This window comes from Elioraea thermophila (ex Habib et al. 2022) (assembly GCF_003336755.1).
GTDB lineage: Bacteria > Pseudomonadota > Alphaproteobacteria > Acetobacterales > Acetobacteraceae > Elioraea > Elioraea thermophila.
In genome coordinates, this window is record NZ_QMDI01000002.1 from 959,005 (window position 1) to 970,954 (window position 11,950).

The 11,950-nt window shown below is 70.5% G+C and carries 11 protein-coding genes; 7 read left to right on the forward strand and 4 right to left on the reverse strand.

Annotation, left to right across the window (positions count from 1 at the left end; translation table 11 throughout):
* Positions 1–10: 10 nt before the first annotated feature.
* Positions 11–796 (reverse strand): FkbM family methyltransferase, encoded by a 786-nt coding sequence (locus DWB05_RS06375; protein WP_157967101.1) that lies wholly within the window; start codon positions 794–796, stop codon positions 11–13.
* Positions 797–937: 141 nt separating this feature from the next.
* Between DWB05_RS06375 and dapF the strand changes: the two genes are divergently transcribed.
* The 7 genes from dapF to DWB05_RS06410 all read left to right on the forward strand — a co-directional run bounded on the left by dapF (position 938) and on the right by DWB05_RS06410 (position 7,627).
* On the forward strand, positions 938–1,783 hold the full coding sequence (gene dapF / locus DWB05_RS06380) for a diaminopimelate epimerase (RefSeq protein WP_114376112.1): 846 nt from the start codon (positions 938–940) through the stop codon (positions 1,781–1,783).
* An 8-nt stretch (positions 1,784–1,791) separates the two neighbouring features.
* On the forward strand, positions 1,792–3,045 hold the full coding sequence (gene mtaB / locus DWB05_RS06385; protein ID WP_114376114.1) for a tRNA (N(6)-L-threonylcarbamoyladenosine(37)-C(2))-methylthiotransferase MtaB: 1,254 nt from the start codon (positions 1,792–1,794) through the stop codon (positions 3,043–3,045).
* Between the two features lie 290 nt (positions 3,046–3,335).
* Positions 3,336–4,241, forward strand: coding sequence for a signal recognition particle-docking protein FtsY (gene ftsY, locus DWB05_RS06390; RefSeq protein WP_232818450.1), 906 nt, complete (start codon positions 3,336–3,338; stop codon positions 4,239–4,241).
* Positions 4,242–4,359: 118 nt separating this feature from the next.
* On the forward strand, positions 4,360–4,566 hold the full coding sequence (locus DWB05_RS06395) for a YdcH family protein (RefSeq protein WP_114376118.1): 207 nt from the start codon (positions 4,360–4,362) through the stop codon (positions 4,564–4,566).
* A 105-nt stretch (positions 4,567–4,671) separates the two neighbouring features.
* A complete protein-coding gene (purE, locus tag DWB05_RS06400) occupies positions 4,672–5,133 on the forward strand; it encodes a 5-(carboxyamino)imidazole ribonucleotide mutase (RefSeq protein ID WP_114376588.1) in 462 nt (153 codons plus the stop codon).
* On the forward strand, positions 5,126–6,274 hold the full coding sequence (locus DWB05_RS06405; protein WP_114376120.1) for a 5-(carboxyamino)imidazole ribonucleotide synthase: 1,149 nt from the start codon (positions 5,126–5,128) through the stop codon (positions 6,272–6,274). Before purE ends, DWB05_RS06405 begins: the two co-directional genes overlap by 8 nt.
* 597 nt (positions 6,275–6,871) lie before the next feature.
* On the forward strand, positions 6,872–7,627 hold the full coding sequence (locus tag DWB05_RS06410; protein ID WP_157967102.1) for a JAB domain-containing protein: 756 nt from the start codon (positions 6,872–6,874) through the stop codon (positions 7,625–7,627).
* 72 nt (positions 7,628–7,699) lie between these two features.
* On the opposite strand, the gene denD is transcribed toward DWB05_RS06410, so the two are convergent.
* From denD to DWB05_RS06425, 3 genes are all read right to left on the reverse strand, one after another.
* Positions 7,700–8,686, reverse strand: a complete 987-nt coding sequence (denD, locus tag DWB05_RS06415) for a D-erythronate dehydrogenase (RefSeq protein ID WP_114376125.1) — start codon at positions 8,684–8,686, stop codon at positions 7,700–7,702.
* A gap of 74 nt (positions 8,687–8,760) precedes the next feature.
* Positions 8,761–9,777: a helix-turn-helix transcriptional regulator gene (locus tag DWB05_RS06420; RefSeq protein WP_114376127.1), complete on the reverse strand. Its 1,017-nt coding sequence runs from the start codon at positions 9,775–9,777 to the stop codon at positions 8,761–8,763.
* Between the two features lie 82 nt (positions 9,778–9,859).
* Positions 9,860–11,926: an AAA family ATPase gene (locus DWB05_RS06425; protein ID WP_114376129.1), complete on the reverse strand. Its 2,067-nt coding sequence runs from the start codon at positions 11,924–11,926 to the stop codon at positions 9,860–9,862.
* Between the last annotated feature and the right edge of the window lie 24 nt (positions 11,927–11,950).

Below are 11,950 nucleotides of genomic sequence, written 5' to 3' on the forward strand. Positions count from 1 at the left end.
CAACCCCTGCCTACGGAGCCCCCACCGGCAGGAAAATGAAATTGTAGACGAACGGCTCCACGGGCCGGCCGTTGTGCAGCCGCTGGTGCTTGTCCACCGCAAACGCCTCAAGCGGGTTGAGGCGACCGGCGAAGAGAAACAACGCGTCGTATCCGTGACCCTTCAGGAACTCGATGACCCGGCCAGGGGAGTCGGAATTCATGAAGTTGGTGCTTTCGATCAGGAAGACGGGGCGGCACTCCCTGATGATGCGCTCGGCCCCCTTGAGCACCGAGTACTCATGCCCCTCGACGTCGATCTTGATGAAGCCGACGGGTTCCTGAACGACGTCGTCCAGCCGGACGACCGGACAGGTGATCTCCTGCAGGGAGGGATAGTTCGCAAGGTCCGGGTTCGACCGCTCGATCGAGGCATTGGCCGAGGCCACGGTCCCGTCCGGCCTGAGCGGGACGACGAGGGTCGTCTCTCCGGCATGGTCCGATGCGGCGGCGGCATGGACGGTCACCTGGGGAGGAAGCCGCACGCGCAACATCGCGGCGAGCTGCGGGATCGGCTCGAAGCAGTGGACCCGCGTGGCGAGGCGACAGAGCGCCCCGGCATAGGCGCCGTAATTCGCCCCGACGTCGACGGCCGCCCGCGTGCGATCGACCAGAACGGGGAGCAGACGCCACTCCGGTTCGACCCCCGCCACGCCCACGTCCCACAGCGCGAGCCGAAGCCGATACCGAAGCCGCTTGTACAGCCCAGGACGGCTCAGGAAATCGGCGAGGGTCTCGCCGGGGAACAGAAGCCGCATGGTGCATGGTGCCTTCGCCGCAAGGACGCCGATCGCGAGCCGCAAGCCGATGACCGCCAAGGGACGGCCCGCGCGGGGCAGAGCTCCGCCGCCGGACACGCTCCCTGGCCCATGACCGACGGGCGGCCTATATCACGGCCGATGCTTCCGTTCCGTAAAATGCAGGGCCTGGGCAACGACTTCGTCGTGCTCGATGCCCGCGCCCGGCCCTTCGCCCTCGGGCCCGAGGCCGCCCGCGCCCTCGCCGACCGGCGGCGCGGTGTCGGCTGCGATCAGGTGATCGTGCTCGAGGCGGCGCGCGAGCCGGGTACTGCCGCCTACATGCGCATTCTCAACGCCGACGGCTCCGAGGCGGGCGCCTGCGGCAATGCCGCCCGCTGCATCGCCGACCTGCTGATGCGCGAGGCGGGAACGGACACGATCCGCCTCGGCTCGCCCTCCGGCGTGCTGCACGCCGTTCGCGCTGATGGGAACCTCGTCACCGTCGACATGGGTGAACCCCGCTTCGGCTGGCGCGACATCCCGCTGGCGCGCGAGGTCGACACGTTGCACCTGCCGCTCGCGCGCGACGGGGTGTCGGACCCCGCAGCCTGCTCGATGGGCAATCCGCACGCGACCTTCTTCGTGCACGACGTGAGCGCGATCGACATCCCGCGCCTCGGCCCCTCACTGGAGACCGACCCGCTCTTTCCCGAGCGCGCCAACATCGGCTTCGCCGAGATCCTTGCGCCCGACCTCATTCGCCTGCGCGTGTGGGAGCGCGGTGCGGGGCTCACCCTCGCCTGCGGCTCCGGGGCGTGCGCCGCCCTCGTCAACGCCCATCGGCGCGGGCTTGCCGCGCGCGAAGCCACCGTGATGCTGGACGGCGGCGAACTCCGCATCGCCTGGGGTGAGGACGATCGCGTACGGATGACCGGGCCGGTGGCGGAATCCTTCCGCGGCGAGATCGATCTCGACCTCCCCGCGTTCGCCTCTCTCGCCGCCTGAGAGGTGTCGTGCATCCGCGCGTGCTGACCTTCGGCTGCCGGCTGAACGCGGTGGAGTCCGCCGTCATCGGCGCGCATCTCGACGCCGCCGACCGCCGCGACGTCATCGTCGTCAACACCTGCGCCGTCACCGCCGAGGCCGAACGCCAGGCGCGCCAGGCGATCCGCCGTGCCCGACGCGACCACCCCGAGGCGCGCATCGTCGTCACCGGCTGCGCGGCCCAGATCGATCCCCAGGCTTGGGCGGCGATGCCGGAGGTCGATCGTGTCGTCGGCAACGTGGAGAAGCTCGCGCCGCAAACCTGGTCGGCCCCCGCCACCGAGGCGCCGCGCGTGGCGGTCTCCGACATCATGGCGGCGCACGAGACCGCCCATCATCTCGTGACCGAATTCGGCGGCCGCGCCCGCGCCTTCGTCCAGGTGCAGACGGGATGCGACCACCGTTGCACCTTCTGCGTCATTCCCTTCGGACGCGGCCCCTCGCGCTCCGTGCCCGTGGGCGAAGTGGTGCGCCAGGTCCGCATGCTGGTGGAGACGGGCTACCGCGAGGTGGTGCTGACGGGGGTGGACATCACCGCCTACGGGGCCGACCTGCCGGGGCGTCCGCCCTTGGGCCAGCTCGTGCGCCGCCTGCTCGCCCTGGTACCGGAGCTGCCGCGGCTTCGCCTCTCCTCGCTCGACCCGGTCGAGATCGACGACGAGCTCTGGCGGCTGATCGCCGAGGAGCCGAGGCTGATGCCGCACCTGCATCTTTCGGTGCAGGCGGGGGATGATCTGATCCTGAAACGGATGAAGCGCCGCCACCTCCGGCGCGACGTGATCGCACTCGCCGAACGGGCACGACGTCTTCGCCCCGACATCGTGTTCGGCGCCGATCTGATCGCGGGTTTCCCCACGGAGAGCGAACAGGCGGCGGCCAACACGCGCGCGCTGATCGAGGACGCGGGGCTCACCTTCCTGCACGTCTTCCCCTTCTCGCCCCGCCCGGGCACGCCGGCCGCGCGCATGCCGCAGCTTCCTCCGAGCGTGATCCGCGAACGTGCCGCCGCCCTGCGCGAGCTCGGCGCACGCATGGCCCGACGCTTCTACGACAGCCGCATCGGCAGCGTGGCCGCTCTGCTCGCCGAACGCGAGACGGGCGAGGGGCATACGGAACACTTCGCGCCCGCCCGGCTGATCCGCGGCCGGATCGATCCGGGTACGATCGCGCGCGTGCGGATCACCGCGGCGAACGACCGTGGGCTGATCGCGGAGGTCGCCTGATGGTGCTCAAGCGTCTGTTCCGCTTCGGCAAGGGTGAGGCGGAGAAGCCGGCCGAGCCGCCGCCCGCGCCCGAGCCGGCAGACGCGGTCGGCGCAGAAGCCGCACCCGCTCCGCCGCCTGCGGAACCACCGGCGGAGGCGACGCCCGCGACCACCATCGTCGCCGAACGCCCCGCCGAATGCCCGCCGGCGCCGCCGCCAGCGCCCGACGTGGAAGCCGCCCATTCGCCGGCGACGGCGGCGGACGCCGAGGCGGAAGGGAAGCGCGAACGCCGCGGCTTTCTCGCCCGGCTGAAGGCAGGGCTTGCCCGCTCCTCGGCAAAGATCGGCTCCGGCATCGCCGCCCTCTTCCGCGACCGGCTGATGGACGATGCCGCCCTCGACGAGTTCGAGGAGCTGCTGATCACCGCCGATCTCGGCACGTCGGCGGCGAAACGGATCGTCGACCGCTTCCGCATCGCCCGCTTCGGCGCGCAGGTGAGCGAGCGCGAGGTGAAGGAGGCGCTGGCCGCCGAGATCGCCGACATCCTGCGCCCCGTCGCCGTTCCCCTGCTGCCGAACCCGGCACACGCGCCGCACGTCGTGCTCGTCGTCGGCGTCAACGGCACCGGCAAGACGACGACCATCGCGAAGCTCGCGGCACACTGGTCCGCGCAGGGGCTGAAGCCGATGCTGGTCGCGGGCGACACCTTCCGTGCCGCCGCCGTCGAGCAGCTCACCATCTGGGGCGAGCGGACGGGCTGCCCCGTCATCGCCGGCCCGCCGAATGCGGACGCCGCCGGTCTCGCCTACGACGCGCTCGCCCGCGCGCGGAAGGAAGGGGCGGACGTGCTGCTGATCGACACTGCCGGGCGGCTGCACAACAAGGCCGACCTGATGGCGGAGCTCGGCAAGATCGTGCGCGTGCTGCGCAAACAAGTTGCCGAGGCGCCGCACAGCGTGCTCCTTGTGCTCGACGCCACCACTGGGCAGAACGCGCTTTCCCAGGTGAAGGTGTTCCGCGAGATGGTGGACGTGACCGGGCTGATCGTCACCAAGCTCGATGGCTCCGCGAAGGGGGGCGTGGTGGTGGCGTTGGCCGAGACCTTCGGGCTGCCGGTGCACGCGGTCGGCGTGGGCGAGAAGGCCGAGGATCTTCGCCCGTTCGACCCGGACGAGTTCGCCCGCTCGCTCGTCGGGCTCGACGAGGCGGCGTAAGAGGGGTTCGCCCGCCCCCGCACATCGGCTAGAACAGGCGGGGAACGATGGCGGCGGGTGCGCGCGGGCGGAGCCGGGGCTGGGCGCGGGAGACGGACAGGCGGTGGACGACGGAGCGATGGGGACGGGCGATCGCGAGGCGCTGCTCGCGCGGCTCAACGAACTCCGCATCGAACACCGCGATCTCGACACGGTGATCGCCCGACTCACCGCCTCCGGCCAGGCCGACCAGATCCATCTCGCCCGGCTGAAGAAGCGCAAGCTCAAGCTGAAGGACGAGATCGCCTGGATCGAAAACCGGCTGATCCCGGACATCATCGCCTGAGATCGCGGCCTCCCGTTCGCTCGCCCCTCGCATCACCGCCGACCTCTTCGTTCCGTGACGGATCCGATCTCGCCATCCTCCGCCGCCCCCCCGGTTGGCCTGATCATGGGCAGCCGGTCGGATTGGGAGACGATGCGCCATGCCGCCGCCACGCTCGATGAGCTCGCCGTCGCTTACGAGGCGCGCGTGGTGTCCGCGCACCGCACGCCGCGGCGGCTTTACGACTATGCAACGACGGCGGCGGCGCGGGGGGTTCGGGTCATCATCGCGGGCGCGGGCGGAGCAGCACACCTCCCCGGCATGACGGCCTCGCTCACCACACTGCCGGTGCTCGGCGTGCCGGTGGAGAGCCACGCGCTGAAGGGCATGGATTCCTTGCTCTCCATCGTGCAGATGCCGGCGGGCGTCCCCGTCGGCACGCTCGCCATCGGGCGGGCAGGAGCGGTGAACGCCGCGTTGCTGGCCTGCGCCATCCTCGCCCTCTCCGACCCCGATCTCGCCGCACGCCTCGCCGCCTGGCGCGCGCGCCAGACCGAGGCCGTTCCCGACGCACCCGCCGATGGCTGAGCCGTTTCCGCCGCTGCCGCCCGGTTCGACCATCGGCATTCTCGGCGGCGGGCAGTTGGGGCGCATGCTGGCGATGGCCGCCGCACGGCTGGGCTATCGCACCCACGTCTACTCGCCCGAACCGGACCCGCCGGCCGGTCATGTCGCCACCAGAACGACCATCGCGGGCTTCGATGATGCCGAGGCGCTCGCGACGTTCGGGCGAAGCATCGACGTCGCCACCTTCGAGTTCGAGAACGTCGCCCTCGACGGCTTCGCCGCCCTCGCAGCCGCCGCACCGATCCGCCCCGCCCCTGCGGTGCTCGCGGTCGCCCAGGATCGCGCCCGGGAGAAGTCGTTCCTGAATCGCATCGGTGTCGCCACCGCACCGTGGGCGCCGATCGCCCACCGCGAGGAAGCCGAAGCGACGGTGGCCGAGGTGGGTTTCCCCTGCGTGCTGAAGACCGCGCGCTGGGGCTACGACGGCAAGGGCCAAGCCGTGCTGCACGGGCCGGAAGACCTTGCCCCCGCTCTCGATCGGCTGGCCGCTGGCCGCGCGCTGCCGCCGCTGATCGTCGAGGCTTTCGTGCCCTTCGTGCGCGAGGTCTCGGTGCTGATCGCGCGCGACGCCCGGGGCAACACCGCCTCGTTCGACGTGGTGGAGAACAGGCACAAGGGCGGCATCCTCGACCTCTCCATCGCCCCCGCCCGGATCGCGCCCGAAACGGCCGCCGCCGCGCGCGCGGCGGCCCTGCGCGTGGCCGAGGCCTTCGATCTCGTCGGCCTCCTTTGCCTCGAACTCTTCGTGCTGGCGGACGGCTCCGTGCTCGCCAACGAGATCGCGCCCCGCCCGCACAACTCGGGGCACTGGACGATCGAAGCCTGTGCGGTGAGCCAGTTCGAACAGCAGGTGCGCGCGATCGCGGGGCTCCCCTTGGGCGACCCGTCACGCCATTCGGATGCGTTGATGCGCAACCTGATCGGCGAGGCGATCCTCGCCTTTCCGCGCCTGCTCGCCACGCCGGGTCTCATCCCGCATCACTACGGCAAGGGCGAGGTGCGGGCCGGGCGGAAGATGGGGCACGTCACCCGGCTGTTTCCCTTGGGCGGGCTGCCCGACGAGGCCGGGATCGCGGCGGCGTTCCCTGACTTCGCTCCTTAGGTAGGGCCTCTGAGCGCAAAGCGACCGGCGCGCACGATGAATAGTGCGTTTCCGGTCCGACTCGACGGCGCTTTTCCTCTCTGGCCCAACGAGCCGGGTCGTCGCCTCGAAACCGGCGTCTGCGCACCTGTGCCGCCAGCCCCCTGATTGAAGTCTCAGAGGAGCGGCTGTCGGTACCAGCTTGATGGTTCTCTGAGCGCCAGGCGAGAAGTGCTCGACCATAAAGACCAGCAAGTGAATTTTTTGCGGATGATGAACGCTCTTTTGTTGATGGCGGGTCTTCAACAGACAGCATACGGGACGAAAATCCGCGCAGCAACCATAGGTTGCAGTCGGTTACGATCGCGGCAGCAAACCAGTTGGGACTCGACCCAATGTGGTCTGGCCGTAGGAGGAAGACGAAAGGGTCGGAGTGAATTCGCACGTTGTAGACGGGAGGTCATGTTGTCTGGCTGTCACGCTTTCTCCGAGGATCAAGCGCTGCAGGCGTGCCTTTCTGACCCACGAGGCACAACCGAAAGCAACACGTCCGCCTCGACCTTCCCAGGCAAAGACGAGGAGGGACCACTGCTCACGCGGTCTGCCTCAGCAAGCGCCTTGGAGCAAACGTATATTCAGGCCAATATTATGAATAGCGGATCAAAGGTTCCTGACAGAAAGAAAACGAAAAAGCTTGAAATTCCGCTCTGCCAGCGCTCGATGTGTCATGTTTTGCGGTTTCTTGAAGCGAACCCATCCCATATCGACGATCGGGACTTCCTTTCGTTTTTCCTGTCCTTCTTCATACCCAAACGCCGCGCTCGGCTGGCTGCGTCACTCCTGCTCGAGCGCTACGGCAGCGTTGCCGCCGTTCTCGCAGCACCAGCAGAGGAAATGTTGTGTGTCGCCCCTGTCGATATCAAAGCGGTTACGGCTCTGAAGGCTGCACGGGCCGCAACCTGCCGTGTCTTCCTGGATCCTTGGCGAGAACGACCTGTCCTTGGCAACTGGGACTTGGTCGTGAGCTACCTCCGTGCCAGCTTCGCTGGAGAACAGGTCGAACAACTCCGCGTTCTCTGTCTCGACGCACGCAATCAACTCATTGCGGATGTGGTGCAGGCACGTGGTTCACCGAACTTTGTCGCAGCAGAGCCACAGGATATTCTCCGGACCGCTCTGGAGCGCCGCGCTTCCGCTTTTATCCTGGTCCACAATCATCCTTCCGGCAATCCAATGCCGAGCCTGGACGATGTTCAACTGACCCGCATCGTGGAAAGGGGGGCTAGCGCGCTCGGGCTGAGCCTCCATGACCACGTTATTGTAGCTGGGCAAGACTGGATCAGCCTGAAACGCTTGGGCCTGCTCAGAGGTTGACGACTTTCGTGATCTCCCTTCTCCCGGGGAACGGCAGTCTCTGAGCCGGCCGCGCCAGCTTGCTCGAGCGGTTCAAGCCGCGTGGCGCAGCGCGCGCGTCTCCTCGAGGTCGTCGGTCAGGAAGACCGCGATCGTCTGCGCGATCGTCTCCGCCTCCCGGAAGCCCAAGGCCCGGGCGCGGGTGGCGTCGAAGCGCGCGGGCCAGGCGCCGACGATGGCGGCGACCTCGGGGTCCGCCACCCGCCGCACCCGCCCTCTCGCCTCCGCCCCGCCCGCGCGCTCGAGGGCGTCCAGCATCTCGCCCACCGTCACGGTGAGCCCGGGCGGATTGATCCCGCGATCGAGCCCCAAGGCCGCGCCGTTCATCGACGCGGCGTGCAGCAGCCAATCCACCGCCGCGCGGGGAGACGCGATCCAGAGCGCGAAATCCTCCGCGACCGGAAGCAGCGCCTCCTCGCCGATGAGCGGTTCGCGCAGGATGGAGGAAGCGAAGGAGGAGGCCGCCCGGTTCGGCCGGCCGGGTCGGATGACGATGGTCGGCAGCCGCAGCGAGACGCCATCGACGAAGCCCCGGCGCGTCCAGTCGTGGACGAGGAGTTCGCCGGCGGCCTTCTGCGCACCGTAGGAATTGGCCGGGACGGGGCGGGTGTCGTCACGAATGAGGGCGCCCTGCCCGCCGGAGAAGGTGGCGACCGAAGAGGTGAAGACGAAGCGCGGAGCCTCGGCGCGCTCGCGGCAGGCCTCGAGGAGGGCGCGAGTGCCGTCGAGATTGACCCGCCAGCCCAAGGCGAAATCGGCCTCAGCCGCTGCCGAGACGACGGCGGCGAGATGAACGACGAGCCCGGTGTCGGGGCGGATCAAGCGCGCGCAGGCGCAAGCCTCCGCGATGTCGGCCGCCAGGGTCTCGACCGCGAACGCGGCCGGCGGGACGGGTGGCGCGGCGAGATCGGCGAGCGTCATCGCCGTCACCCTGTGGGCCCCCACCCGACCCTCCTCCGCGATCCGTCTCGCGAGCTTGCGGCCGAGGAAGCCGCCCGCTCCGGTGATGACGACGTGCATCGCCCGCTTCCCTCCCTGCGTCCCCGGCGCCCGCTCTCTCGCCCGCCCGGCCGCCCCGGGCAAGAGGTGGGGCGTCAGGCGCAGAGACGCTCTGCCGCGAGGGCTCCGCCGTGGTGTTCGAGCGCCTCGAGCAGCAGGTCGACAAGCCGCTCCTTCAGGCTCGGCGGCTCGAGGATCTCGACCGAGGAGCCCCAGGTGAAGAGGTGCCAGGCCATCTCGGTGAGGCCCCCGGCACGGAAGCGCACGACGAGCCGCCCCTCGCCGTCCCGCTCCGCCTGCTGGGTGGGGTGGAAGCGCCACTGCGACGCCTCCTCCGCCGTCTCGGCATCGAAGCGGAGCACGACATCCAGCGGCTCTTCCTGCCAGGTGCCGAAGGCTCGGGCGGCGAAGGCGGCGAGGTCGAAATCGGCCCGGCGCACGAATGGCGTATTGCCGACCTCGAGGGTGCCGATGCGATCGAGCCGGTAGAGCTTGGGTTCGCTCCAGCAGGCCTGCGGGGCGGCGACCAGCAGAGGCCGGCTGCCGTAGAGGATGCCGTAGGGGTGGACGGTGGTGGTGTAGGGGACGCCCGAACGGCGGCTGCGGTATTCCATCGTCACCGGCAGGGCACCGAGGATGGCGCGGCGCAGCTTGGTGAGGAGACCGGGCGGCAAAACCGGGCGCGGGCCGGGTCGCAAGGCGGAGCCCTCGGCCTCCATCAGCAGCTCGAGGTCGGGCTCGATCCGGCGCAGGTGGTCGGGCCGGGTGATGGCGCGCAGCTTCTGCGCGGCTGACGCGACGAGGTCGGCGCGCTCGCGCAAGCCCCGGCGGGCGAGTTCGGCCGCCGCCGTGTCGAGCTCGGCGAGTTCCTCGGCCGAGACCGCAACGAGCCCGCCCAGCGTACCGGGAGGGAGCCGCCAGCGCCGCACGCGGTCGCCGTTGTCGCAGCGTTCGAACTGCGGAAACACCCGCGCCACCGCATCGCGCATCCGTTCCGCCGTGCGCCGGGCGACACCGAACTCGCTTTGGATGTCGGCGAGCGAGAGGCCCTCGCGCGTGCCCTGGAAGGCCAAGGCGAGGCGCAGGATCTGCTCCAGTTTCAGGTAGTGCATCGAGGCGTTCCCGGGCACACGGTGGCAACGATCTTGCGCGACAGGTCGGCAAGGGTCGCGTGAAACCGTCGTCAAACCGTCATCACGAGGGGCGAAATCCAATCGGCGCGGTAGCACCCGGTCGAGCCGATGCTTCCTCCTCGAGAAGGCGCAGCAAGGCCTGCGCGTCGCGCGCGATGCCGAACAGCGACGCCTTGCGCGCGGCGAGTGCGAAATCGGCCGGAACGAGCGGCGGCAGCCGCGCGAGATCGGGCGGAGGGACGAGGCCGAATCGGGCGCGGAAGGCGGCCTCGGCCTGAGCGGGCGAGAGGGGCGCGAAGCGGATCTTGACCAGGAACCGCCGCAAGCCGGCGGGATCCAGCCGTTCAGGCAAGTTCGTCGTGCAGGCGAAGGGCAGCGGATGCCGCTCCATCCAGGTGAGAAGCTCGTTCACCTGGGTCACCTCCCAGGCGTGCGCGGCAGAGCGGCGATCGGCCAGCAGGCCGTCCGCCTCGTCGAGGATGAGGAAGCGGTTCTCTTCCTCCGCCTGACGGAAGGCCGTGGCGATCGCTTGCTCGCTGCCGCCCACCCAGCGCGAGAGGAGGTCGGAGGCGCGTTTGACGAGCGGGGTCAGCCCCATCCGTTCGGCGAGCGCACGGGCGAAGGCGCTCTTGCCGGTGCCGGGGGGGCCCGAGAGGAGAAGCGACACGGCGCGCGGCGCCTCCGCCGCGGCGAGCCGGTCCATCAGCGCGGCGAGGTCGCAATCGGCGTTGGCGAGAGCAGGGTCGAAGCCAACGTCGGCGTCTTGCTCCGCCATCGGCAGCCGTCCGCCGCCCATCGCCTTGGCCACCGCCAGCACGCCGCGACGGACGGCCGCCGCACCGCCGCCGGTGAGGGCGGCCGCCGAGACGGCCGCGGCGGCGACCGACGGCGGGGCCGCCACCTCGCGGGCAAGCGCGGCCACCTCGTCCTCCGCCATCGCGACCCCGTGGCGGGAGAGCTCGCGCTCCCACAGCCGCACGCGCACGGGCAGGTCGGGCACGCGCAGTTCGATAGCGAAGGTCATGCGGCGGATCACGGCGGGGCCCAGCGGGTCGAGCGCGTTCGTCGTCCAGATCACCGGCACCGGCGTGGTCTCCAGCAACCGCAGCACGTGCGCGCGCGAGCCCCGCTCGGCCGCCGCACCGAACAGGCCACGGTCGAACAGGTCCTCCGCCTCGTCGAACAAAAGGAGCGCGGGCGAGCCGCCGGCGAGAAGCCTCTGGGCGAGGCGGAGTTCGGCGAGCCGTTCCGACCGTCCAGGCTCGTGCCCGTCCGCCCCCGTCTCGCCCACTGCATACAACGGTGTGCCGACCGCGGCGGCGAGGGTCTTGGCGAACTCGGTCTTGCCCGTCCCCGGCGGGCCGTAGAGCAGCAGGTGAACCCCCGCCCGGCGAGCGCGCAGCGCACCCGCCAGCACCTCCGCCGCGTGCGTCGCCGCCTCGCCGAGATGGGCGAAGTCCTCCATCGCGAGGGTGGCGGCGAGCGGGCGGCCGAGCAGCGCCTCGCCCGCCCCGTCCGCGCCGGCCGGGATGGAGAGGGCATCGGCCAGATGGCGCCGCAGTCGCTCGAGCAGGATCAGCTCGCCATCGGCATCGACGGTCAGCAGCCCCGCCGTGCGCAGGGTCCCCGCTGGCGACAGCCTCTGTTCGACCACCGCCTCGGGAATGCCCGTCAGCAACGAGATCAAGGCGGGGTCGGCGGAGAGCCGCATCGCGCCCCCCATGGCGTCGGAGACCATGTCCCACAGCCGCTCCACCGGGCGGTGCAGGCGGTAGCGGGCGGCAAGACCGAGGATCTCCGCTTCCGCCTCGTCGAGCCCGACCGCGCGCGCCACCGCCGCGAGCCGCAGCGCGATCGCCGACCGCCCGCCGCGGGCCCGCCGCGTGCGCGCTTCGATCCGCCTCAGGATGGCCGCCCATTCGGCGGCGTCGGGCGGCGATTTCGCGTCCGTGAAGAGCTCGCCCTGCTCGCCCCGCTCGAGCCGTGCCCCGCGCGGGGCGAGCCCGAGCGCGTCCTGGAACCGGGCGAGCCAGGCGGCAATCGCGCCGGCGCGGCGGGAGCGGCGGGGAATGCGGGCGAGCGCGGTGCGCGCGTAGCCCAATGCGACGATCTGCTCGGCCTGGTCCATCGGTTCCCTCTCCGTTCGCCGTTC

Bases quoted from the DNA above. Each gene is read 5' to 3' on its own strand.
- DWB05_RS06375 (WP_157967101.1), bottom strand. From the start codon at position 796: ATGCGGCTTCTGTTCCCCGGCGAGACCCTCGCCGATTTCCTGAGCCGT.
- dapF (WP_114376112.1), top strand. From the start codon at position 938: ATGCTTCCGTTCCGTAAAATGCAGGGCCTGGGCAACGACTTCGTCGTG.
- DWB05_RS06395 (WP_114376118.1), top strand. From the start codon at position 4,360: ATGGGGACGGGCGATCGCGAGGCGCTGCTCGCGCGGCTCAACGAACTC.
- purE (WP_114376588.1), top strand. From the start codon at position 4,672: ATGGGCAGCCGGTCGGATTGGGAGACGATGCGCCATGCCGCCGCCACG.
- DWB05_RS06405 (WP_114376120.1), top strand. From the start codon at position 5,126: ATGGCTGAGCCGTTTCCGCCGCTGCCGCCCGGTTCGACCATCGGCATT.
- denD (WP_114376125.1), bottom strand. From the start codon at position 8,686: ATGCACGTCGTCATCACCGGAGCGGGCGGCTTCCTCGGCCGCAAGCTC.
- DWB05_RS06420 (WP_114376127.1), bottom strand. From the start codon at position 9,777: ATGCACTACCTGAAACTGGAGCAGATCCTGCGCCTCGCCTTGGCCTTC.
- DWB05_RS06425 (WP_114376129.1), bottom strand. From the start codon at position 11,926: ATGGACCAGGCCGAGCAGATCGTCGCATTGGGCTACGCGCGCACCGCG.